The organism is Gammaproteobacteria bacterium (assembly GCA_035279405.1).
Taxonomy (GTDB): domain Bacteria; phylum Pseudomonadota; class Gammaproteobacteria; order Natronospirales; family REEB76; genus REEB76.
Window position 1 is genome coordinate 19,598 of record DATEHU010000017.1, and the last position, 21,087, is coordinate 40,684.

Here is a 21,087-nt window from a genome sequence, read left to right on the forward strand (position 1 = left end):
GAAACCGAATGTCGCTCATCATCACCGACGCCTGCATCAACTGCGACGTGTGCGAGCCGGAGTGCCCAAATCACGCCATCAGTCAGGGTGAGGAAATCTACATAATCGATCCGGCACGCTGCACCGAATGTGTCGGCCATTTCGACACGCCGCAGTGCCAGCAGGTGTGTCCCGTGGAATGCTGTCTGCCGGATCCGGAGCATGTCGAGAGCCGCGAAGAATTGCTGGCAAAATATCGTCGCCTCACGGCCAAGTCCGTCGCGTAGGAGCTGCCACTTGGCCGCGACTCCGGCATTGTTGCCCGGCACGCTCGCTTGTTTGGCAAGAACTCCGGCACGCCGTCGGTACGCAAGCGCATGGTTGAGCATCGCCTGCAGGTTGTTCCGGTCCTGATGCCGCGTTAATCTGTCGCCCTACTCACTCGGACCCGCGCTCATGAAAATCCGCATCATCGGTTTGCTGTTGCTGCTGTTTCCGTTGCTCGCGTGGGCGACGCCGCTCAAGCCGGGGCACAATGCCGTCGCGAGCGCCCAGCCCTACGCCACGCAAGCCGGCATGCAGGTGATGGCTGGGGGCGGCAACGCTTTCGACGCCGCGGTGGCGGTAAGCGCGGCGCTCTCGGTGGTCGAGCCCTACAGTTCCGGTATTGGCGGCGGCGGATTCTGGCTGCTGCATGACGCTAACACCGGCAAGAACATCATGGTGGATGGACGTGAGTATGCGCCGGCCGCGGCCACCGCCACCATGTATCAGGACAAGAATGGCAACGTGATTCCCGGCGCCTCGCTGAATGGTCCGTTGTCGGCGGCGATTCCCGGCGAAGTCGCGGCGCTGGCCTACATCAACCAGCACTTCGGCAAGCTGTCTCTGGCGCAGGATCTGGCGCCCGCCATCAAACTCGCGCGCGACGGTTTTCCGCTGGACCGCATGTTTCACGAAATGCTGGCAAGCCGCGAGGATAAGCTCAAGCAATGGCCCGCGGCCTGGAAAGTGTTTTATCCCAATGGCGAGGTGCCGCCGGAAGGCTACCTGTTGAAACAGCCGGAGCTCGCGAACACGCTGGAGTTGATTGCCAAGCACGGTGCGGCGGCGTTCTACACCGGTGCGCTGGCGGAAAAGATGGTGGACGCGGTACGCGCCGCAGACGGCATCTGGTCGCTGGAAGATTTGCGCAATTACCAGATCAAGCTGCGCACGCCGCTTACCGGCGACTATCGCGGCATGAAAATCATTACCGTGCCGCCGCCTTCGTCGGGTGGCATCGTCATGCTCGAAGCGCTCAATATCCTGTCCGGCTACGACTTGGCGACTGACAACGAGCTGATGCAAAAGCATCTGACCATCGAAGCCATGCGCTTCGCCTTCCGCGACCGCGCCGAATATCTGGGCGATCCGGATTTCGTACACATGCCAATCGAGCGCCTGTTGAGTCCGTATTACGCCGCCGGGCTGCGCGCCGCGATTCTCCCGGACAAGGCCACACCCAGCAGTGAACTTGCGCCGGTCACTCCGGAGGCGCCCGAAAGCCAGCACACCACCAGCATCGCGGTCATGGACAAGGACGGCAACCTGGTGGGCGGGACCTTCACGGTGAATTTCCGCTTCGGCTCGGGCTTCATGCCGCCCGGCACCGGCGTGATCCTGAACGACGAGATGGATGATTTCGTGTCCAAACCGGGTGTGCCCAACGGGTTCGGCCTGGTAGGCAATTCCGCCAATGAAATCGCGCCACACAAACGCCCGCTGTCCAGCATGATGCCGACGTTTCTGTACACAAGCCGCGGGCTCGCGATACTCGGCACACCCGGTGGCAGCCGCATCATCAGCATGGTGCTGCTCGGCACGCTCGATTACTTCAACGGCGGCGACGCGCGGAGCATCGTGAGCCTGCCGCGTTACCACATGCAGTACCTGCCGGACGTGGTCTCCTACGAGCGCGGCGCATTTACACCGGATGAAATCGCGGGGCTCACGAAAATGGGTTATACGCTCAGGGACACGCGCCCCTACGGCAACATGCAGTCCATCACCTGGGATTACCGCAGCGGAAAAGTGAGCGCCGCCGCCGACCCGCGCGACATCGGCACGGCGGAAGTGAAATAAATGACGGCCCCCGTCATTGCCTGCTCTCCCCCTTCAGGAGGAGAGAAGAGTGAGCGGGTTCCTGTATCCTCTCGTGCCAGCATGAGTTCGGCCTACACCCTCACTGAGAACGCCCCTCTCGACCGGCGCAACACCTTGCGTGTGCCGGCGCGTGCCGCCTGGCTTGCGGAAATTCGCGACGCATTGGCAATTCCCGAAGTTCTGTCCTTGCCCCAAGTCAAAGGCAAGTCCTTCATGGTGCTGGGCGAGGGCAGCAATGTGCTGTTCACGCACGATTTCGACGGCCTGGTCGTCGTCATGGCGAACCGCGGCATCAAAGTGCTGGCGGACGAAGGCGCAACCGTGCGCGTGTGCGCGCAGGCCGGCGAGGACTGGCACTGTTTGGTGCGCTGGTCGCTGGCGCAGAGTTTGTGCGGACTGGAAAATCTCTCGCTCATTCCCGGCACCGTCGGCGCGGCGCCCATCCAGAACATCGGCGCCTACGGCGCGGAACTCGCGGAAACGCTGGAGACCGTCAAAGCATTTGATCGGCAGGCAAATGAATCGGTGCGCCTCGGCCGCGAGCAGTGCGCCTTCCGTTACCGCGACAGTGTGTTCAAGCAAAGTCCCGATCGCTGGATCATCACCGCGGTGGAATTGCGCCTGCGGCGGAATGCAACCTTGAAGCTGGGTTACGCTGGCGTGCGCGACGAATTGGCGGCCATGCAGGTGAACAAGCCGACAGCGAAAGATGTCTCGGAAGCGGTGTGCCGTTTGCGCCGGCGCAAACTTCCGGATCCGGCGCTTATCGGCAACGTCGGCAGCTTTTTCAAGAATCCTCTTGTGTCAAATAATGAAGCGCAGCAACTGACATCCGCACATCCGGGATTGCCGATATTCGCCGCTCCCGATGGCAAGAAACTCAGCGCTGCCTGGCTGATCGAGCACTGCGGCTGGAAAGGCTTTCGCGAAGGTGACGCCGGGGTTTCGAACAAACACGCCCTGGTGCTGGTGAACCACGGCAAGGCAACCGGCGCCCAAATCTGGTCGCTGGCCGAGCGCATCCGTGATTCGGTACGGGAAAAATTCGGCATCCGGCTGGAGCCGGAGCCACGGATTTTATAAGGCCGGATGAACAAGCGGAAGCGTAAGTGGCTTCAGACCTTGCTGTGCAGATATTCCATGGTGGTCGGCCAATCCGGAAACCGTTCCGACCCGAAATGAATGTGTTCTCCCTGGAACTGGTCAACCCCGTGTTTGGTACGGTCGTCTATCAGGAAGTCTCCCCGGTTCAAATCCTTGTGATGCGTGAGGATCAACCGTTTGTACGCGGCTTGGCCCAGATATTTCTGCACCCAAAGCGGCTTGTCTGACCAAGCTGATGGATTCTTCCACGGCGCTGTGGACAGGATGTAGGTGTCGAACAGCACAGTCAGTTCAGTGAATGCCTGAACAGCTCCGGGCATTGGTACCATGCGCGAGAAGATCCCGGGAATATCGTCCTCGTGCCCCTGATATTCACGCAGCGTTGCCGCAGGCAGCCCGCTCAGACCAGATTGGAAATCCACCAGGACGTTGTCCATGTCCACGTAAAGCGTCTTTGTCTTCTTCATGGGTCCTTATAATGGTGTCTTACTCATCGAATTCAGAGAAAATCTGCACCCCTCATCCTTCCTTCTCCCCTCAAGGGGAGAAGGGACAAAGTGGCGGGCAATACCCGCGCATTTCATAGTGCGCTGAAAATTCCGCCGATCAGTGCGTTGGCGACGCCGAAGCCCGCACCCATTCCCAAGCCGCTGGCGACATTGCCCCAGAAGCCGCCGCCGCGCGGCGCGTACTGCGCTCCCCAGCCGCGCGCCTGCATGGTGGCGTTGGGATGGGTGTCCAGTTGCTGCTCGAGATTGTGCATGTGCTCGGCCATCTGGTTCACCATGGCGACGAGCTGCTGGTTCTGGGACTGCACATTGAGGGCGATCTGCTTGAGGTCCAGCAGCCATTCTTTGCCGGTGGCCGCGTCGGGAGCATGGCTGTTGAGCTTCTGGCCAAGAGCCTGAAACTGCTGAGCCAGCGCCTGCGTCTGTTGTTCAATCTGGGCGATCTGATGGGTAGCGTCGTCGTACTGCATGGCAATCCCCTTTGAAGTGACTGGACTGCGCTTATTTTAGCGCCGCGCCGGTAGTGCAGGTGCGGTTTCAATCGTGGGAGCGGCGGTCCCCGCCGCGGTACGACTAAAAATCTCCGTTCGCCCAGGGCGTAGGCCGTGAGGCCGGAGTCGAAGGGCAAGAATGCTTCGACTCTGCTCGCTAACGCGAGCTACGCTCAGCGCGAATGTTTATACATTTATCGCGGCGGAGACCGCCGCTCCCACGCCCTCAGCAGCGCTATCTCGACTGGTATTCCAAACGCACGAATAGCGAGCGGCCGGCGGTGTTGTAGCCGGAAGCGGTTTGATAGTGCGTATCCAGCAGGTTTTCGAGGCTGGCGCTGATGACAAAACCATGACTCAGTTCGCGACGCGCAGTGACGCCCGCAAGCACGTAGCCTGCATCCGTGACTGGGGCGGCGGTGTTGAAATCGAGATCGCTGCGCGGGCCGGTGGCGATGAGATGCACGCCGAAGCTGGTGGAATCCTCATGCCAGTCGAGCGTGGTGCTGAGAGTACGCTCGGCGCGTCGCAACAGCAGGGTGCCGTTGTCGGGATTTTCGGGTTTCTGGAATATCAGGTCGGTGCGCCAGGACCAGTTGTGCTGCGCAAGCTGGTAGCTTGCTTCCAGGCCGTGTACCCGGGCGCGGGCGATGTTCTGGTTCTCGCCGTTCAGATTGCTGGGTGTGACCACGAACTGGATGAGGTTGTCCAGATTGTTGCGAAAGGCGCTCAGCGTCAGAGTCTGGTTGGCGCTGATTTTCTGCCGCAGGCCGAGTTCCAGGTTTTGCGAAGTTTCCGGTTCCAGGTTGGGATTGCCGCCGAAGCCGAAGCGCTCATTGGCGCTGGGTGTGCGAAAGCCAGTACCGGCGCCGGCCGTGAGGCGCGTGGCGGCGGTGAGGTCATAACCGTAATCCGCGTTCCAGGTGAGGTGATTGCCAAACGCCTGGTCGTGGGTGTCACGTGCGGCGAGTACCAGGCGGTGCTTGCCGCCATGAATATCGTCTTCGGCATACAGCGCATTGATGTGGTCGGTCTGGTCAAAACCGGAGCCGAAGGACAGCGCCGCCGCGTGCTGCGCCTCGGAGTACAGGCCGACGGTGAACAACTGGAACTCCCCCAGCGCAAGGTCGTTCTGCCAGTCCACCACGTTGCGCTGGGTATGCACGAAGTCCTTTGCTTGTCCGAGGTTGAACGGGTCGGCCTGCCGTTGATCAATTCCATCCAGCATGTGGCTGAGATTGAGATTGCTGCGCCAGTCCGGGAGGAAATGACCGGACACATCGAGGCTGGTGGCCTGATTGCCGTAATTCTCGTCGAACGGCGCCAGGGCAAAAGGTGGCGTCGAGGCGAATTGCGTGTACTGCGTATTGCCGCTGCTCTGCCAGTGCTTGAGGCTCAAGCCCACACCGGCGAGCACGGTGCTCCCATGGGCGTTCCAGCTGCGGTCGGTGTTGCCGCTGTCCCAGGGCGTACCGGCGACGGCCGGGAAACCATCGGTGTGGTAGTTGTCGGCCGACACACCGAAGGCACTATCGCCTTGGCCATAATCGAAATGGCCGCCGTTGTCGTAAGTCCCGTACCGGCCCGCGCCGGCGTGCGCGCCGTAATGCGTGCCCTCGCCGGCCTGCCGGGTGATGATGTTGATCACGCCGCCGATGGCATCCGAACCGTAAAGCGCGGCACGCGGACCCTTGACGATCTCGATGCGCTCAATGTCGTTGAGATGAATGTTGGCGAGCGGCGCGCCGGAGCCGTCCGCGGGATTGATCTTGACGCCGTTGATCATGACCAGCGTCTGATTGCTGTTGGTGCCGCGCAGGAACAGCGACGTGGGCTGCCCGGGTCCGCCGTTCGCGGCGATGTCGAGACCGGCGTACTGCTGCAGAACCTGGGCGACGCTCTGTGCACCCGACAGCTGGATTTGCTGCGCCTTTATCACAATCACCGGCGCCACTTCCCGGTCTGCAATCAAAGGTGTGCGCGTGGCGGTAACAGTGATGGGCGCGCCGAGACTGGCGGTGCTGTAGTTGTCTTGGGCAAGAACCGGAAAGGTGGCAAGCAGCGCAAGCGCACCGCCTGCTGCAATGAGATAGCGCATGAGAATCTCCCCGCGCCGCACGCCCGCGACGCGAACTCGTGGTGAAAACCGGCGTGGAGGGGAGAAAGTCGGGATGAACCCGAGCATTGCCCGCCGCAACGCCGATGCCGTTGCCTCGGGGCCGGTCTCCGGGCTCGCGAGCGGGTTTCCCCGGTCCGCCGCCTTCCCGCGCGCTATACGCGCAGTGGCTTCATGACGGACTTGTGCTCGCCTACCGTTGCGGGGGCAGCGCCGGCATTGTCTGGTGACGCACCGGCTTCCCGAGTGTCGTCCGCAAGGACGACGCCTCAAGGCGCAGGCAATGTAGGGACACTCTCGCGCGCTGTCAAGTGCGCGCATGACTTATCATGCGTGCGCAGTCCTTCAGCGGATAAGAATGTGCGGATTCCCATTTATCAGATTGACGCATTCACCAGTGAGCGCTTCCGCGGCAATCCCGCGGCGGTGTGTCCGCTGGAGGAGTGGTTGCCGAACGAACTCATGCAGAAAATTGCAGCGGAGAATAACCTTTCCGAAACCGCGTTCTTCGTGCGGCAGGCCGACAGTTATCAGCTGCGCTGGTTCACGCCTGCTACCGAGGTGGACCTCTGCGGTCACGCTACCCTGGCCTCGGCCTATGTGATTTCCCACATTCTCAAGCCGCGCCTGCGCCGGATTGCCTTTACTTCGAACAGTGGCCCGCTGGCGGTGGAAGTGGACGGCGAGCTGATCCGGCTGGATTTCCCCGTTGATCCGCCGCGGCCGGTAGATTCGCCGCCCGGTTTGCAACAGGCGTTGGGAATTGAACCGCGGGAAGTGCTGGCTTCGCGCATCAAGTACCTGCTGGTGCTGGCCTCGGAGGCCGAGGTACGCGGATTGTCGCCTGACATGGCCGCGATTGTGCGGCTCGATCACAACGGCGTAATCGTGACCGCACCCGGCGCAGAATGTGATTTCGTGTCGCGCTTCTTCGCGCCGCGTCTCGGCGTGCCCGAAGACCCGGTGACCGGCTCGGCCCACTGCGTGCTGGTGCCCTATTGGGCGGCGCGACTCGGCAAAAACAAATTACACGCGCGCCAGTTGTCGCCGCGCGGCGGGGAACTGTTCTGCGAAGCGCACGGCGCACGTGTGTGGATGGCGGGCAGGGCGGTCCAGTACCTGGAAGGCTTTATTGATCTCTGATGCGGGTATGAATCACGGCTGCGGAACGGTGGAATCGCCGTAAACAAGCCCCGCATGCGCGGGGCTTTAGGAATCAGGACTTGGAGTCCATCAGCCGCAGCCTCAGCCGTTGGTGGTCACCGGCTGGTAGGCGCTGCCGTTCTGGATGTTCTCCAGGGCTTTTTGTGCCAGCGCCGCGGCCTGTTGCTCACCGGTGGCGAAATCCTTGGGATTGTTGATCTGCACCATGAACTTGTTGGGGCCCGATATGAAATGCAGCTGCACCGAGCGGGCCGTCGGGCTGATGGTGTTGTCGAGATAGAACGCACCCGGGCCGAAGCCGGTAGCCGGATTGATCTTGGCGGGCACGATGTTGTTCTTGAACAGCCCTTTCTGGGTGGCTGCGTCCTCGGCGAGATCGGTGGCGGCATCCTTGCCCTTGAAGGCGAAGATCTGCAGCAACACGGCGGTTTCGTTGTTGTCGTTGACATACTGGCAAATGTGTACCGGCGAGCCCGAGCCGGACAGCTGCAAGCCGACAAGCTTCCCGCTCATGATCTGGCCGGCGGCCGTGTCGGGCAGCGCCTGGCAGGCCATCAAAACTTTCTTGGCGGCACGACCGTTTCCGCCGGAGCAGGCGGCGAGGGCGCCAATGAGCAAGGCGCCGGTGGTGCCGACGGCAATCATTCTGGCAATACGGCTCAACTTAGTCATAGTCCTGCCTCTTGTGCGGTACTTGGGGAATAAATGTGTGGGTCAAACGGTGCCTGTTCACACTAGGCGTGCCAAGGATAACCCATCCCGCGGCGCGCGTCAGGTGCGCCTAACCCGGCATGAACACGGTGCCGCCGGGCGCGTGCAAGGCCGTGACCGGAATGTGATAGAGACGGCTGAGAATTTCGGCGTTGAGGCTGGTCACGGGTGCAAGCACGGTCTCGCCCTCCCCATGCAGCAACAGCACCTGGGTGCAGAAGCGCGCCGCAAGGTTTACGTCGTGCAGGCTCATGATGACTCCGTGTCTCTGGTCGCGGGCCAGATGCCGGAAGTGCGCGAGCAACGCCAGTTGATAGTGCAGATCGAGTTGATGCGCGGGCTCGTCGAGCAGCAGCGTGGGTGAATCCTGGGTCAGGACGGTGGCAATGTCGAGGCGCCGGCGCTCGCCGCCGGAGAGCTGGCTTTGAACGCGTTGTTCGAGACCTTCCAGTCCCACCAGCTTGAGTGCGCGGCGTGCGAGATTCACATCGGCGTGCGACTCCCAACGCCAGAAATCAATGTGCGGATGCCGGCCGATGAGCGCGATCTCCAGCACGCTCGCCGGCAGGCTGTCTTCCGGCTGCTGCATGAGCAATCCCAGCCGCTGCGCGATGCGCCGTCGCGAAAGACTTTGGATCGTCCTGCCATCCAGCAGGATCTCGCCTTGCGCGGGCGCGCGCAGTCCGGCAAGTGTGTGCAGCAGCGTGGTCTTGCCGACGCCGTTCGGGCCGAGCACTGCCAGGCAGTCGCCGGCCGCGATGTGCAGATCCAGATTGCGGCATACGCATTTGCCGGCGATGGTCACCGTGAGCGCACGCGCTTCCAGCAACGGCGTGTTCACAGCGGTCCGCGTGCGCGGTTGAGCAGATACAGGAACACGGGCACGCCGATGGCCGCGGTTACCACGCCCACCGGCAGCTGTTCGGGCGCGATCACGGTGCGCGCCAGCGTGTCGGCCAGCATCAGCAGACTGCCCCCGGCGAGCACGGCGCCCGGCAGCAGCGTGCGGTGGTCACTGCCGGAAACCAGCCGCAGCAGGTGCGGGATTACCAGCCCCACGAAGCCGATGGCTCCCGCTTCGGTTACCGCCACCGCGGTAAACAGCGAGGCCACGATATATATGGCGATGCTGAACGGCCGCACCGCCACGCCCAGTGCTTCGGCGAGCGTTTCACCGCGGGCAAGAACGTTGAGATGGCGTGCGAACGGCAGGCATACGACCAGGCCGACGATCAGCACGATGAGTGCCAGCCAGCCGCCGCTGCGATAGGAGAGGTCGCCCATGAGCCAGAACAGCATGCCGCGCAGGCTGGCGTTGTCGGACAGCACCAACAACAGACTGATGGCTGCGCCCCAGCCGAAAGCCACCACGATGCCGGTAAGCAACAGGCGCGTCGGCGTCCAGCCGCCGCGGCCGTGCGCCAGGACAAATACGATCAACATGGAGATCAGTGCGCCGAGAAACGCGCTGCCGCTCACCCAGTAACCCGCGAGCCCGAACAGCAGCGATAGCAGCGCGCCCACGGCGGCGCCGCCCGACACACCGAGGATGTAGGGATCGGCCAAAGGATTGCGCAACAGCACCTGCATGAGCGCGCCCGCGAGCGCCAGCAGCCCGCCCACCGCGAACGCCGTTACCGCACGCGGCAGCCGCAGCTCCAACACCAGCGTGCGCGTGAGCGCATCGCCGCCACCGCCGAGAGCGTGCACCACGCGGCCCAGCGGCAGCGGCACGCTGCCCACGGTCAGGGCCACGCAGAATGCAATGAGCGTGAACACGGCCAGGCTGCCGAGCAGAAGCGCAGGACGCACGCGCGTTTGCATGCTCAGCCGGTCGCCGGCGGCGCGTTGCCGCGGATGCGCATGACCGGCCAGTGACGTTGCGCAGCGCGCTGCTCAAGTTCAGAGTCGGGATTGACGGCTACCGGGTGACTCGCGCTTTCCAGCAGTGGCAGGTCATTGTGGGAATCGGAATAACACCAAGTCTCGGTGGGCACCAGGTTTTCGCGCTGCAGCCAGGCGTCAAGGTGTAGCAGTTTGCCTTCGCGGAAGCAGGGTATTCCGGAGACCCGTCCGGTGAAGCGTTGGCCGTCGTATTCCGGCGTGGTGGCCAGCAGGTTGGGTACTTCCAGTTCCGCGGCGATGGGCTCGGCCACGAAGCGGTTGGTGGCGGTGATGATGGCGAGCACGTGCCCGGAATTGCGGTGGCCGGCGACGAGCGCGTGCGCCGTGGCGCTGATGCGCGGACGCACGCATTCAGCCAGGAATTGTCCGCGCCAGGCAAGCAGCGTGGGCAGATCGTGTTGCGCCAGCGGCCGCAGCACGAATGCATAGAACGCCGGCACATTCAGGCGGCCGGCGTGGTAATCGGCGATGAATTGCGCGCGCACGGCACTGTCGTGCACGCCATCCACCGCACCGTGCTGCGCGAGGAACTGAAACCACAGGTCGTCGCTGTCGCCGTCGAGCAGCGTGTGGTCCAGGTCGAACAGTGCGAGCTTCATGGCGAAATTCCGCGCATGCGGGCGGGGCGGGCAGGTTAAAGAAATCCCCGGTTCGGTACAACTGCAGCAGTTTGCCACTACGCAAGCATTTGTGGAGAATTGGAGGCATGAGCGTGCACGCTGCGGGCTTTGCCGGGGGCGTGATTGACACGGATGGTTTCCGTGCCAACGTTGGCATTATTTTGTCGGATGGCACAGGCCGGTTGTTCTGGGCGCGACGCGTGGGTCAGGCCGGCTGGCAGTTTCCGCAAGGCGGCATCCAGGAGCATGAGAGCCCCGAGCAGGCATTGTTCCGTGAACTCGCCGAGGAGATCGGTTTGCGGCCGGAACACGTGGAGGTGCTGGGCAGCACCAGCGAATGGCTGCGTTACCGCCTGCCGCTGCGCTATCAGCGCCACGACAGTCAGCCATTGTGCATCGGGCAGAAGCAAATCTGGTTTCTGCTGCGTTTGGTTGGCGCGGAGTCGGCCGTACGCCTGGATGCCAGCGACATGCCGGAGTTCGACGCCTGGCGCTGGGTGGATTACTGGCAGCCGGTCGAAGAGGTGATCTTCTTCAAGCGCCAGGTTTACCGGCAGGCGCTTGCCGAACTGGAACGGCTGCTTTCGCCGGCGTGAAGCTTGTTTCTCAGTCCGATGCTTCGGAGGCGAGTTTATCCAGCGCGCTGCCACTCAGGCGGTTGATGCGCCAGTCAGTCATGATGTTGGCCCCCAGCTTTTTGTAGAAACCGATGGCCGGTGCGTTCCAATCCAGCACCGCCCATTCGAAACGCCCGCAGCCACGGTCCAGCGCGAGCTTTGCCAGGTGACTCAGCAGCTTGCGGCCGTAGCCTTGGCCGCGGAAGGCCGGCTGCACGTACAGGTCTTCGAGGTACAGGCCGGGCTTCCCCAGGAAGGTCGAGAAATTGTGGAAGTACAGCGCGAAGCCGATGGGCGTGCCATCGTGTTCCGCGATAACGCACTCGACTTTGGGACGCGCGCCGAACAGGTTGTTCTGGATGTCGCCTTGCGTGGCGCTGACTTCGTGGGCGAGTTTTTCGTAACTCGCGAGTTCGCGGATGAAATTCAGTATCAGGGGAGCGTCAGCAGGCCGCGCGCCACGGATATGGAAATGCCTGTTATCCGTCATGCACGTGAGCCTCGGAGGCGGCAGTATTCGACTGCAGGGCCAGCTTACGCTCTAACCGGCGTCAGAAAAACTCATATTCGAGGCGCAGGACCAAAGTCAGATCCGGCGCCCGACGGTTGATGCCGGCCAGCAGCCCGGCGCTGTATTCGAATTCGTTGCCGCGCGCGGAGGTGAGTTCGCCGTAAAACACCGGACCGAGCTGGTAGGCGTTGTCATGCGGCAGCGCATAAATCTCGACGCCGGGCGCGAGCCATTGGCGCCACTGGTAGCTCAGGCTGTAGGCGCCGCGGAATCCATAGCTGCGTGCCGCGCTGCCGCCGATTTCCTTTTCCCAGATGAGGTTCAGCCGGTGTGTGTAACGGCCGGAACGTTTCTCGAACAGCGGGCCGAATTCCAGTTCATTGGGCTGGCCAGCCTGGGTCTTGTATTTGTAGGAAGCCAGAAACCCCACATCCGCCCAGTATTCCCCGGCGGGCGTGAGCTGGAAGGTGTTCTCGAATTCCCGCGCTTTCAGATATTGTCCCGCGCCGGGGCTGCGCTGGTATTCGGCGAAATACACTTCCGGTTTCCACCAGTCGGTGAAGGCATGGGCAAAGGAAAACAGATACTGATATTCGCCGCTGAGCGCAGGGTCGCTGTCGTGGAAGCTGTGGCCGCGTAACTCGATTTCCGACTGGCCCGGCACCACGTAGGGCGAATAGACGATGTAATCGTCGGCCTGCGCCGATGGGCTCACACAAACGCAGGCGAGAGCGACCAGCGACAGTCCGGACAGAAAAATACGCACGTTGTTCTCCTTCGACACTCAATTTCTGGGCACAAGCGCATCGCTGAGGCGCGCCCCATGACGTTCATAAACGCTGCTGATTCAGGAATTGCTCGGCTGGGCCTCGGCGCGCGCTTCGTTGCTGCGCACCAGTGCGCGCGGACGGGCCGCACGCCACCGCACCAGGCGCATGAGCGTGAAGATCGTCACCAAGGTGACCGCATAAAACAGCAATTCGATTCCCGAGGGCCGGGCGATGTAGCCCACCAGAATGTGCAGCAATTCGCCGAACAGGCTCTGTTGGCTCAGGATATGCGAGGTGTTCCACAGGCTGGTGCCCAATGCCGGCAGCAGGCCTGCCTGGTTGAGGAAACCCGCAGCCTGCGCCGCGAGTCCGGCGGTAAGCAGCAACAGCAGCCAGCCGGTGACCGTGAAAAAATAGCGGATAGGGATGAACAACAGGCTGCGGTAAAGCAGCGCACCCACCGCAATGCCGACACCAAGGCCCGCAAAGCCGCCCACGGTCATGCCGAATTCACGGCCGCCGCTTGCGGCGATGGCCCACAGAAACAGCACCACTTCCGAGCCTTCGCGCATCACCGCGGTGAAACAGACCACCAGCAGCGCGGCCAGGGTTTTCTTGCCAGCCTGCACCGCGGCGCCGACTTCCTTGATCTCGCCGGCGAGCTTGTGCCCGTGACCGCTCATCCACACGTTGTGCCAGCCAAGCATCAGCACGGCGAGCAGCAGGATCACCGCGTTCAGCAATGACTGGCCGTTACCAGTAAAAGACTGGGCGATGGCATCGGCGAACAGCGCCACGAGGCCGGCGCCGAGTGCGCCCAGGACAATGCCGCCCAGCACCCAGCGGCCACGGCCTGCGACACCACGGCTCGCACCCAGCACGATGGCGATTACTAACGCCGCTTCCAGCACCTCGCGAAAAACGATGACGGCAGTGGCAAGCATGGGTGGGCCCTTGTGAGCAGGCTATTCCTGGCCGCCGGTTTTGATCTGGCCAGGTGCGTTCACGACTACCCAGCCTTGGGCGGCGTGGTTGAAGTCGTTGAAGAAGTTGTAGCGGCCCGGCGCGAGCGGCGCGATGTACACCACGATCGAACTGTGGCCCGGCACCACCACCTCACGTGACAAGTCGTAGCTCTCGAACTCCGCCGGGATGCTGTCCTGGTTCTGAACCACCAGCTTGACCTTGGTATCGGCCGGCAGCGTCAGCTCCTGCACGGTGAATACCCGGTCCTTGATCACCAGCTGAACGGTCGGAGGCTCGGCATAAGCGACGGCCAACGGCAGCACGGCGAGCAGGGCTAGGACGATGAGGTGTCGGTGCATAGCATCTCCTTGAGGTCGGTCGCGACCCGTAGACAAATGCGAGTCATTCGCATTTGTGCGGATAAATATAGGCCAGGGCATTTGGTATTGTCAATCATTCTCATTTACGTTTATGATTGTCTGCACCGTGAACGTGGAATCCCCATGATTATCTGTGTCTGTACTGCAGTGACCGAGAGTCAGATCCGTCGAGCCGTAGATGAGGGGGCCGTGACCGTGGCTGATTTGCGCTCCCGGCTGGCGGTTGCGGGCGAATGCGGTTGCTGCGCCGAACAGGTGGACGAGGCACTGAGCAAACGACTGCAGGAAATTGCCGCGACTCGGGTCTCCGGCCAATTAGCGGGATCGTTACCGGCGGCGCGCTGACGCGCAGGTCACAGTCGCCGCGAATTCCTTATTTTGCCCGACGAAGACGACAGCTTTTTGATTTGGCGCTTGCGCCTGCCTATGCTGGCGGCGGCGCATCGCATTTCCTGAGGTCAACATGCAAGGCGACACCAAGGTCATCCAGTACCTCAACCGCGCGCTCAAGAACGAGCTGACCGCGATCAACCAGTATTTTCTGCACGCGCGCATGTACCAGAACTGGGGTCTCAAGGAGCTTGGCGAACATGAACGCCAGGAGTCACTGGACGAGATGAAGCACGCAGACCGGCTGATCGCGCGCGTCCTGTTCCTCGAAGGCCTGCCCAACCTGCAGGATCTCGGCAAGCTTTACGTTGGCGAGCACGTCAAGGAAATCCTGGAATGCGACCTGCGCCTGGAAATGGAAGCGGCGCCCTTATTGCGCGAAGCCATTGCCCACTGTGAGAGCAAAAACGATTACATTTCGCGCGAGCTGTTCGAAAGTATCCTGCAAAGCGAGGAAGATCACATTGACTGGCTGGAAACTCAGTTGGATTTGATCGTACGCGTGGGTGTGGAGAATTACACGCAGCAGAAAATCTGAGTGCGACCGACTGCTTTCAACCACGGCCCGCGAATGCGGGCTGTGGTGTTTCAGAAGGGTTTGACGACTGCCAGAATAACGATGGCGAGTAGAAACAACGCGGGGATTTCGTTGAACCAGCGGAAGAAGCGCGCACCGTGGCGATTGCGGCCGTGGCGGAAATCCGCGATCAGCTTGCGGCAATAAATGTGGTACAGGATCAGCAGTACCACCAACGCGAGTTTTGCCTGCAGCCAGCCCGGCACCGGCAACCACCAACCGAACAACAGCCACAAGCCGAACACGATGGTGCCGGCGGCGCCGATGCTGGTGATGATGTAAAGGCGCCGCTCCATGGTCGCGAAGCGTTTCACACCCGGTTCGTCGCTTGCCTCACAGTGGTACACAAACAGCCGCGGCAGGTAAAACAATCCGGCGAACCATGTGACCATGAAGATAATGTGAAAGGCCAGGACCCAGAGCATCAGTCAGTTTCCTGCATTGACAGATATGCGCGACGAGCGTGACGTATTTCCCGATACACGGCGAGCCACATTGATGTGCTGCATCCCCGCGGTTCGCAGGTCGGTGTTGCTTATGGTCAAATTCTAGCATCGTTGGAGAAAAACCGGTGTGCGCCGGGTAGTTTGTGCGCCACGCAGCGGGTACTATAGCTTTCGCAAATGCAGAAGCAGCTCGTAGTCAGGCATCATCATCCGCAACGTTACTGGCTGGTGTGGGGTCTGGCCCTGGCTACAGCAGCAGTGCTGATTGTGCTGGCCTATATTTATGGCGAACAACGCGCAGGCTTTGACCGCTTGGCTGCGATATCCCTGCAATCGCGCTACGCAGAGTTGCAGCAGAAGAATGCGAATTTGCAGGAACAGCTTGTGGCCATGCAGCGCGAGCGCGAGGTGGATAAGGCGGCGCACCAGCAGGTGCAACAGAGCCTGGAGGCTGAGCAGAACAAGCTGCTCAATCTGCAGGAACAGTTGACGTTTTACAAAGGCATTGTCTCGCCGGCGAGCGGCGAAGAGGGCATTCGCGTACAGAGTCTCAAGTTCACCAGCGGCGGTGGTCCGCAGCTGTATCACTATCATCTGGTGCTGGTGCAGGTGCGTACCAAAGAACTCCGGGTTTCCGGCAACGTGGATATCAAGATCTTTGGCGCGCAGCAGGGTAAGCCGGTAATACTCGACGCGCGCAATCTGGCGCCTAACGACAAGCCGGCGCTGAATTTCGCGTTTCAGTATTTCCAGAACCTCGAGGGGGACGCGATTCTTCCCGGCGGCTTTGTGCCGGGGCGTGTGCAGGTGACAGTGATGGAGAGTGGCCACGGACCGGTGCAGCAGAATTTTGAATGGCAGAGCGTCAGTGGCTAGGAGGTGTCAACATGTTTAGCGGCAAAAATCCGCGTCCCGCGGTGCGTATCGATACGCTGGTGGGGCGCAATACCGAAATCAGCGGCAACCTGACTTTCAGCGGCGGACTGCACGTGGACGGCAGTATCCACGGCAATGTTTCTTCCGGCGAGAGCCCGGAATCCGCGCTGAGTATCAGCCAACACGGTGTCATCAAAGGCGAGATCCGCGTGGCGCATATCACCATCAATGGAGCGGTGGAAGGCAATGTGTATGCCTCGCAACGCCTGGTGCTCGGCGCCGAGGCGCGCATCACTGGCGACGTACACTATAACCTGATCGAGATGGCGGTGGGCGCTACCGTGGACGGCAAAATGGTGCACAAGCCGGCCGGGCCGGTGCTGGCACTCAGCCATCAGAAATCCGAGCAGCCGGTCGCGCCATCCGGCCGCGGGGTTCTGGGAGAAGGCTGAGCTATAATTGGCGGCGTGCCTTGCGAGTCCATTTATGGTTGCCGAAATCGCGAATTCGCCGTTGATATTCACCAGCGCCGCCGCGCGCAAGGTGAAGCAGCTCATTGAGGAGGAAGGCAATCAGGCGCTCAAGCTGCGCGTGTTCGTAAGCGGCGGCGGCTGCTCGGGATTCCAGTACGGCTTCACCTTCGACGAGAACGTCGAAGAAGGCGACACCCAGATCAGCAACGAAGGGGTAATGCTACTGGTGGACCCGATGAGTTACCAGTATCTGGCCGGCGCCGAGATTGACTACAGCGAAGGGCTGGAAGGCGCACAGTTCGTGATCCGCAATCCCAACGCCACCAGCACTTGCGGCTGCGGTTCTTCGTTCAGCGCCTGACGCCGACCCGCTCGGTCAAGAACAGCGGGCGCACTGGCGCCCGTTTTCATTCATGCCGGATAAATGCCGCCCAGTACCGCGAGTGCGCGCGCACCGGTGACCGCGGGCAGATTGCCCGGCCGACCCGCGAGGGTCTCGCGTGCCAGCCAGGCAAACGCGGCCGCTTCCACCCAGTTGGGCGGTACGCCGCAATCGGCGGTGGTGCCGAGTTTGCAGTCCGGCAGCAGGGTGCCCAGGCGTTTGACCAGCGTGCGATTGTGGGTACCGCCGCCGCAGAGCAATACGTGTGCGACCCGCGGTGTGCAGCCGATGACCGCATCGGCCACGCTACGCGCCGTCAATTCACACAGCGTGGCCATGACATCTGCAGCCGGCAGCTGGTGGCGCGCCAATTTGGGCTGCAGCCAAGCACGGTTGAAATACTCACGCCCAGTGCTCTTGGGTGGTGCGCGGCGGAAATAGACGTCACCCAGTAGATCCGCCAGCAATGCCGTGCTGACTTTGCCGCCGGCGGCGAACGCACCGCCCTTGTCGTGCGGCGCATGCAAATGCTCGCGGCTCCACAGATCCATGAACAGGTTGCCGGGGCCGGTGTCGAAGCCGCTGACTGTGCCGTCTCTGGCCGGCAGCAGCGTAAGGTTGGCGATGCCGCCGATGTTGACCACCGCGCGGGTCTCGCCGCCGTCTGCGAATACCGCCCGGTGAAACGCCGGCACCAGTGGTGCGCCTTCACCGCCCAATGCCAGATCGCGGCGGCGGAAATCCGCGACTGTGGTGACGCCGGTGCGCGCGGCAATGATGTTGGGGTCGGCAATTTGCAGCGAAAAGGGCTCGGCACTGTCGGGATGATGTCGCACCGTCTGCCCATGACTGCCGATGGCGCGGATCGCCGTGGCCGACAATCCGGTTTGCTTCAACAGACCGAGGGCGGTCTGGGCAAAGAGCTCGCCCAGTTCGTGGTCCATTCGGCCAAGCTGGTCGATGGCGTCCCCCTGATAACGGCCGGCGGCGAATTCCAGCAATTCGGCGCGCAGCATGTCCGGATAAGCAAGAAAATGACTGGCAAACAGTCGCGGGGCGGGAAGGAATTCCATGAGCGCGGCATCCACGCCGTCGCTGCTGGTGCCGGATATCAGTCCGATGAAATACTCAAGCGCCAAACGGGTTGAATCCGGATTTAATGGGCGGTGGCGACCTTGGCCGTGTTGCTGCCGGCAGCGGTGGTGGCGATGCGGGTCTCGCTGCTGCTGCTCAGCTGCGCCAGCAGCACGTCCAGATCGCGGGTGAATTCCGGACGGTATTTGGCCGCAACCGGCGCGGCGCTCGGCAATTGCACCGTGCGCGGATTGCGCGGCACGCCGTCCACCATGATCTGGTAATGCAGATGCGGACCGGTGGCTTCGCCGCTTTCACCCACATAGCCGATGACCTGGTCCTGTTTCACGCGGCTGCCGACGTGCTGGCCGTTGCGGAAGCGTGACATGTGCGCATACAGCGTGGTGTAACCGCCGCCATTGTTGATGATGATGCAACGGCCAAAGCCTTCCTTGCGCCCGCGGAACACGATGCGACCGTCACCCGCGGCCACGATCGGCGTGCCCATGGGTGCGGCGTAGTCCACGCCGTAGTGCGGGCGGATGAAGTGCAGCACCGGGTTCATGCGATGCAGGCTGAATCCGGAACTGATGCGCGTGAAAGCCACCGGCGCACGCAGCAGGGCCTTGCGCACGCTGCGCCCATCGGGCGTGTAGTAACCGCTGTCGCCGTCGGGCGCGGTGAAACGTACGATGCGGTAAGTCTTGCCTGCGGTGGTGAATTCCGCCGCCAGAATCGGGCCGTCGGTGACCGGCTGGCCTTCGCGGTGAATCTTCTGATACAGGATGCTGAAGGCATCGCCGCTGCGGATATCGTGGTGGAAGTCTATGTCCCAGCCGAACAGGTGCACCAGTTGCATGGTCACCTGATCGGAAAGGCCCGCACGGCTGGCCGCGTCGAACAGCGAATTCTCGATGACACCGTGCGCGAACGCGACGCTGATGTCCGTGGGAATGTCCACCACCTGCGCCTGATAGCCGTCCTGGGCTTGCTGCACCTGCAGCCGGTGCGCGTCGTCCAGCTGCATGCTCAGGCCAAGCACGTGCCCGCGGGCGTCATGCACCACGTTGATGATTTCCCCACTGTGGATGGACCTGAGGCGCATAACCGCGCCTCCCAGGTGCATGATCGAGGCCAGGTCCGCGCGGCTCAGACCGTTTCGGACAAACAGGTGCCCCAGGGTGTCGCCGCGGCGGACGGTGAGTTTCGAACTTTCCGCGCCCGGCGGCAGCGGCGGGGGCGCAGCGCTCGCCGCGATCTGAGCCGAGGATGTTGGTGGGGCACTGGTTGCAGGTGCGGCCGGTGCAGCGTTGGAAGCCACGGATACGGAGACGTCGCCTGGACTGGGATTGGGCGCGGACAGGCTGAAAAACTCAAATACGCCGCCACCCACCACAGCGGCGGCCAGCAGCAGCCAGAAACGGCGGCGCACGCGCCAACCCGGGGCGCTTTGAATGTAGCCCTCGCCGCTTGGCTTATAATCCACCCTGAGCTGGCTGCCAGTCGCGCTCATGGCTCCCATCCCTAAAACGAAAACCCCGTAACACTAGCGGGTTGGTCTCCTCAGGTCAACCCTAAAACTGCATCAAATCATGGGGATATTGGGACAATCTCGCGTATTCTTGAGCTTCCACGGGCGTTTTCCGGAGCCCCCGCATGCTGGCCCCCCCTGAAATCCTGGCAGAGCTGCGCCGCGGCGCCGACGAAATCCTGCGGGAATCCGAGCTGGCCGAGCGCCTGAAAATCCACCGCCCACTGCGCGTCAAGGCCGGTTTCGATCCCACCGCACCGGACCTGCACCTCGGCCACACCGTACTCATCCACAAGCTCCGCCAGTTCCAGGCTTTCGGGCACGAAGTGATCTTCGTCATTGGCGATTTCACCGGCATGATCGGCGACCCGAGCGGCAAGAACATCACCCGCAAGCCGCTGAGTGCGCAGGAAATCGCGGCCAACGCCGCCACCTACAAAGAGCAGATCTACAAGATCCTGGATGCCGGCAAAACGCGCGTGGAATTCAACTCGCGCTGGCTCAACGCACTCGGCTCGGCCGGCATGGTGAAGCTCGCGGCCCACCACACCGTGGCGCGCATGCTGGAGCGCGATGATTTCAAGAAGCGCTTTGATTCCGGTCAGCCCATCGCCATCCATGAGTTCCTGTATCCGCTGGTGCAGGCTTATGACTCGGTGGCGCTGCAGGCGGATGTGGAACTCGGCGGTACCGATCAGAAATTCAATCTGTTGGTGGGCCGGCAGTTGCAGGAGCAGTACGGCCAGCCGCCGCAGATCGTGCTGACCATGCCGATCCTCGAAGGTCTGGATGGCGTGCAGAAGATGTCCAAGTCGCTCGGCAACTATGTGGGCATCAATGAGCCGCCCGGCGAGATGTTCGGCAAGCTCATGTCCATTTCCGATGTTCTGATGTGGCGTTATTTCGAGCTGTTGAGCTTTCGGCCCGTCAAGGAGATTGAGAAGTTCAAACGCGAGATTGCCGACGGCACCAATCCGCGCGACATCAAGTTCCGGCTCGCCGAGGAAATCGTCACGCGCTTCCACAGTCCTGCGGCCGCGCAGGCCGCGCACACGGAATTCGTGGCGCGCTTCCAGCAGGGCGCTCTGCCGGACGATATGCCGGAGCACGAAATCAGCGTGGACGGCAGCATCGGCATTGCCGCCCTGCTGACCCGCTGTGCACTCACCGCGAGCAACTCTGAAGCCAATCGCCTTTTGGAGCAAGGCGGCGTGCGCGCGGATGGCGAGAAAGTCTCCGATCGCAGCCTGAAACTTGCCGCCGGCAGGAGTTACGTACTACAGGTGGGCAAGCGCAAATTCGCACGCGTGCATCTTAAGCTCAAGTAAATCAGCGCAGCTCTGGCGAGCT

25 protein-coding genes and 1 riboswitch are annotated in these 21,087 nt (G+C 62.0%); of the genes, 11 read left to right on the forward strand and 14 right to left on the reverse strand.

Annotated elements, in window-relative coordinates; all coding sequences use genetic code 11:
- Positions 1 to 8: 8 nt before the first annotated feature.
- The 3 genes from VJR90_01220 to murB all read left to right on the forward strand — a co-directional run bounded on the left by VJR90_01220 (position 9) and on the right by murB (position 3,207).
- Positions 9 to 266: a YfhL family 4Fe-4S dicluster ferredoxin gene (locus tag VJR90_01220; protein HKV96097.1), complete on the forward strand. Its 258-nt coding sequence runs from the start codon at positions 9 to 11 to the stop codon at positions 264 to 266.
- 169 nt (positions 267 to 435) lie between these two features.
- Positions 436 to 2,103 carry a gamma-glutamyltransferase gene (gene ggt, locus VJR90_01225; protein HKV96098.1) on the forward strand — a complete coding sequence of 556 codons (1,668 nt, stop codon included), beginning with the start codon at positions 436 to 438 and terminating at the stop codon, positions 2,101 to 2,103.
- Positions 2,104 to 2,184: 81 nt separating this feature from the next.
- Positions 2,185 to 3,207, forward strand: a complete 1,023-nt coding sequence (murB, locus tag VJR90_01230; GenBank protein HKV96099.1) for a UDP-N-acetylmuramate dehydrogenase — start codon at positions 2,185 to 2,187, stop codon at positions 3,205 to 3,207.
- Positions 3,208 to 3,239: 32 nt separating this feature from the next.
- Here the strand turns inward: murB and VJR90_01235 are convergent, their stop codons facing one another.
- From VJR90_01235 to VJR90_01245, 3 genes are all read right to left on the reverse strand, one after another.
- Positions 3,240 to 3,695: a hypothetical protein gene (locus VJR90_01235; GenBank protein ID HKV96100.1), complete on the reverse strand. Its 456-nt coding sequence runs from the start codon at positions 3,693 to 3,695 to the stop codon at positions 3,240 to 3,242.
- Between the two features lie 113 nt (positions 3,696 to 3,808).
- Positions 3,809 to 4,207: a hypothetical protein gene (locus VJR90_01240; protein ID HKV96101.1), complete on the reverse strand. Its 399-nt coding sequence runs from the start codon at positions 4,205 to 4,207 to the stop codon at positions 3,809 to 3,811.
- 256 nt (positions 4,208 to 4,463) lie between these two features.
- A complete protein-coding gene (locus tag VJR90_01245; GenBank protein ID HKV96102.1) occupies positions 4,464 to 6,326 on the reverse strand; it encodes a TonB-dependent receptor in 1,863 nt (620 codons plus the stop codon).
- A 101-nt stretch (positions 6,327 to 6,427) separates the two neighbouring features.
- Positions 6,428 to 6,631: riboswitch (cobalamin riboswitch) on the reverse strand.
- A 73-nt stretch (positions 6,632 to 6,704) separates the two neighbouring features.
- On the opposite strand from VJR90_01245, the gene VJR90_01250 reads away from it, so the two are divergent.
- Positions 6,705 to 7,487, forward strand: coding sequence for a PhzF family phenazine biosynthesis protein (locus tag VJR90_01250; protein HKV96103.1), 783 nt, complete (start codon positions 6,705 to 6,707; stop codon positions 7,485 to 7,487).
- A 102-nt stretch (positions 7,488 to 7,589) separates the two neighbouring features.
- Here the strand turns inward: VJR90_01250 and VJR90_01255 are convergent, their stop codons facing one another.
- The 4 genes from VJR90_01255 to VJR90_01270 form a co-directional block, all read right to left on the reverse strand.
- Positions 7,590 to 8,180 (reverse strand): hypothetical protein, encoded by a 591-nt coding sequence (locus VJR90_01255; GenBank protein ID HKV96104.1) that lies wholly within the window; start codon positions 8,178 to 8,180, stop codon positions 7,590 to 7,592.
- A gap of 109 nt (positions 8,181 to 8,289) precedes the next feature.
- The gene (locus VJR90_01260; GenBank protein ID HKV96105.1) at positions 8,290 to 9,060 is read right to left on the reverse strand and encodes an ABC transporter ATP-binding protein; all 771 of its coding nucleotides are present in this window, start codon (positions 9,058 to 9,060) and stop codon (positions 8,290 to 8,292) included.
- Complete coding sequence (locus VJR90_01265; protein HKV96106.1) at positions 9,057 to 10,043, reverse strand: iron ABC transporter permease; 987 nt, start codon at positions 10,041 to 10,043, stop codon at positions 9,057 to 9,059. Before VJR90_01265 ends, VJR90_01260 begins: the two co-directional genes overlap by 4 nt.
- Positions 10,044 to 10,045: 2 nt before the next feature.
- Positions 10,046 to 10,723, reverse strand: coding sequence for an HAD family hydrolase (locus VJR90_01270; protein HKV96107.1), 678 nt, complete (start codon positions 10,721 to 10,723; stop codon positions 10,046 to 10,048).
- Positions 10,724 to 10,863: 140 nt separating this feature from the next.
- On the opposite strand from VJR90_01270, the gene VJR90_01275 reads away from it, so the two are divergent.
- The gene (locus VJR90_01275) at positions 10,864 to 11,340 is read left to right on the forward strand and encodes an RNA pyrophosphohydrolase (GenBank protein ID HKV96108.1); all 477 of its coding nucleotides are present in this window, start codon (positions 10,864 to 10,866) and stop codon (positions 11,338 to 11,340) included.
- Positions 11,341 to 11,350: 10 nt separating this feature from the next.
- Here the strand turns inward: VJR90_01275 and VJR90_01280 are convergent, their stop codons facing one another.
- From VJR90_01280 to VJR90_01295, 4 genes are all read right to left on the reverse strand, one after another.
- A complete protein-coding gene (locus VJR90_01280) occupies positions 11,351 to 11,851 on the reverse strand; it encodes a GNAT family N-acetyltransferase (protein HKV96109.1) in 501 nt (166 codons plus the stop codon).
- Between the two features lie 61 nt (positions 11,852 to 11,912).
- Complete coding sequence (locus VJR90_01285) at positions 11,913 to 12,638, reverse strand: hypothetical protein (GenBank protein HKV96110.1); 726 nt, start codon at positions 12,636 to 12,638, stop codon at positions 11,913 to 11,915.
- Positions 12,639 to 12,719: 81 nt separating this feature from the next.
- Positions 12,720 to 13,586, reverse strand: a complete 867-nt coding sequence (locus VJR90_01290) for an FTR1 family protein (GenBank protein ID HKV96111.1) — start codon at positions 13,584 to 13,586, stop codon at positions 12,720 to 12,722.
- Positions 13,587 to 13,607: 21 nt separating this feature from the next.
- Entirely contained in the window at positions 13,608 to 13,967 is a 360-nt protein-coding gene (locus VJR90_01295) for a cupredoxin domain-containing protein (protein ID HKV96112.1), read from the reverse strand.
- Positions 13,968 to 14,111: 144 nt separating this feature from the next.
- On the opposite strand from VJR90_01295, the gene VJR90_01300 reads away from it, so the two are divergent.
- Both VJR90_01300 and bfr read left to right on the forward strand, forming a co-directional pair.
- The gene (locus VJR90_01300; protein ID HKV96113.1) at positions 14,112 to 14,333 is read left to right on the forward strand and encodes a (2Fe-2S)-binding protein; all 222 of its coding nucleotides are present in this window, start codon (positions 14,112 to 14,114) and stop codon (positions 14,331 to 14,333) included.
- A 118-nt stretch (positions 14,334 to 14,451) separates the two neighbouring features.
- Complete coding sequence (gene bfr, locus VJR90_01305) at positions 14,452 to 14,916, forward strand: bacterioferritin (GenBank protein ID HKV96114.1); 465 nt, start codon at positions 14,452 to 14,454, stop codon at positions 14,914 to 14,916.
- Positions 14,917 to 14,966: 50 nt separating this feature from the next.
- Here the strand turns inward: bfr and hemJ are convergent, their stop codons facing one another.
- The gene (gene hemJ, locus VJR90_01310; protein ID HKV96115.1) at positions 14,967 to 15,380 is read right to left on the reverse strand and encodes a protoporphyrinogen oxidase HemJ; all 414 of its coding nucleotides are present in this window, start codon (positions 15,378 to 15,380) and stop codon (positions 14,967 to 14,969) included.
- 198 nt (positions 15,381 to 15,578) lie between these two features.
- On the opposite strand from hemJ, the gene VJR90_01315 reads away from it, so the two are divergent.
- The 3 genes from VJR90_01315 to erpA are packed head-to-tail and all read left to right on the forward strand — an operon-like array spanning position 15,579 to position 17,111.
- Positions 15,579 to 16,277, forward strand: a complete 699-nt coding sequence (locus tag VJR90_01315) for a DUF6776 family protein (GenBank protein HKV96116.1) — start codon at positions 15,579 to 15,581, stop codon at positions 16,275 to 16,277.
- An 11-nt stretch (positions 16,278 to 16,288) separates the two neighbouring features.
- On the forward strand, positions 16,289 to 16,729 hold the full coding sequence (locus VJR90_01320) for a polymer-forming cytoskeletal protein (protein ID HKV96117.1): 441 nt from the start codon (positions 16,289 to 16,291) through the stop codon (positions 16,727 to 16,729).
- Positions 16,730 to 16,763: 34 nt separating this feature from the next.
- The gene (gene erpA, locus VJR90_01325) at positions 16,764 to 17,111 is read left to right on the forward strand and encodes an iron-sulfur cluster insertion protein ErpA (GenBank protein HKV96118.1); all 348 of its coding nucleotides are present in this window, start codon (positions 16,764 to 16,766) and stop codon (positions 17,109 to 17,111) included.
- Positions 17,112 to 17,161: 50 nt separating this feature from the next.
- On the opposite strand, the gene VJR90_01330 is transcribed toward erpA, so the two are convergent.
- Together VJR90_01330 and VJR90_01335 are read right to left on the reverse strand one after the other, a co-directional pair.
- On the reverse strand, positions 17,162 to 18,271 hold the full coding sequence (locus tag VJR90_01330; protein HKV96119.1) for an anhydro-N-acetylmuramic acid kinase: 1,110 nt from the start codon (positions 18,269 to 18,271) through the stop codon (positions 17,162 to 17,164).
- 17 nt (positions 18,272 to 18,288) lie between these two features.
- Positions 18,289 to 19,719, reverse strand: a complete 1,431-nt coding sequence (locus VJR90_01335; protein HKV96120.1) for a peptidoglycan DD-metalloendopeptidase family protein — start codon at positions 19,717 to 19,719, stop codon at positions 18,289 to 18,291.
- 143 nt (positions 19,720 to 19,862) lie between these two features.
- On the opposite strand from VJR90_01335, the gene tyrS reads away from it, so the two are divergent.
- The gene (tyrS, locus tag VJR90_01340) at positions 19,863 to 21,065 is read left to right on the forward strand and encodes a tyrosine--tRNA ligase (GenBank protein HKV96121.1); all 1,203 of its coding nucleotides are present in this window, start codon (positions 19,863 to 19,865) and stop codon (positions 21,063 to 21,065) included.
- The last annotated feature ends 22 nt before the right edge of the window (positions 21,066 to 21,087 follow it).

Coding starts and splice junctions, on each gene's coding strand:
- VJR90_01290 (HKV96111.1), bottom strand. CDS start 13,586: ATGCTTGCCACTGCCGTCATCGTTTTTCGCGAGGTGCTGGAAGCGGCG.
- VJR90_01245 (HKV96102.1), bottom strand. CDS start 6,326: ATGCGCTATCTCATTGCAGCAGGCGGTGCGCTTGCGCTGCTTGCCACC.
- VJR90_01220 (HKV96097.1), top strand. CDS start 9: ATGTCGCTCATCATCACCGACGCCTGCATCAACTGCGACGTGTGCGAG.
- VJR90_01235 (HKV96100.1), bottom strand. CDS start 3,695: ATGAAGAAGACAAAGACGCTTTACGTGGACATGGACAACGTCCTGGTG.
- bfr (HKV96114.1), top strand. CDS start 14,452: ATGCAAGGCGACACCAAGGTCATCCAGTACCTCAACCGCGCGCTCAAG.
- VJR90_01240 (HKV96101.1), bottom strand. CDS start 4,207: ATGCAGTACGACGACGCTACCCATCAGATCGCCCAGATTGAACAACAG.
- VJR90_01335 (HKV96120.1), bottom strand. CDS start 19,719: ATGAGCGCGACTGGCAGCCAGCTCAGGGTGGATTATAAGCCAAGCGGC.
- VJR90_01265 (HKV96106.1), bottom strand. CDS start 10,043: ATGCAAACGCGCGTGCGTCCTGCGCTTCTGCTCGGCAGCCTGGCCGTG.
- murB (HKV96099.1), top strand. CDS start 2,185: ATGAGTTCGGCCTACACCCTCACTGAGAACGCCCCTCTCGACCGGCGC.
- erpA (HKV96118.1), top strand. CDS start 16,764: ATGGTTGCCGAAATCGCGAATTCGCCGTTGATATTCACCAGCGCCGCC.
- VJR90_01300 (HKV96113.1), top strand. CDS start 14,112: ATGATTATCTGTGTCTGTACTGCAGTGACCGAGAGTCAGATCCGTCGA.
- VJR90_01315 (HKV96116.1), top strand. CDS start 15,579: ATGCAGAAGCAGCTCGTAGTCAGGCATCATCATCCGCAACGTTACTGG.
- VJR90_01280 (HKV96109.1), bottom strand. CDS start 11,851: ATGACGGATAACAGGCATTTCCATATCCGTGGCGCGCGGCCTGCTGAC.
- hemJ (HKV96115.1), bottom strand. CDS start 15,380: ATGCTCTGGGTCCTGGCCTTTCACATTATCTTCATGGTCACATGGTTC.
- VJR90_01255 (HKV96104.1), bottom strand. CDS start 8,180: ATGACTAAGTTGAGCCGTATTGCCAGAATGATTGCCGTCGGCACCACC.
- VJR90_01320 (HKV96117.1), top strand. CDS start 16,289: ATGTTTAGCGGCAAAAATCCGCGTCCCGCGGTGCGTATCGATACGCTG.
- tyrS (HKV96121.1), top strand. CDS start 19,863: ATGCTGGCCCCCCCTGAAATCCTGGCAGAGCTGCGCCGCGGCGCCGAC.
- ggt (HKV96098.1), top strand. CDS start 436: ATGAAAATCCGCATCATCGGTTTGCTGTTGCTGCTGTTTCCGTTGCTC.
- VJR90_01270 (HKV96107.1), bottom strand. CDS start 10,723: ATGAAGCTCGCACTGTTCGACCTGGACCACACGCTGCTCGACGGCGAC.
- VJR90_01295 (HKV96112.1), bottom strand. CDS start 13,967: ATGCACCGACACCTCATCGTCCTAGCCCTGCTCGCCGTGCTGCCGTTG.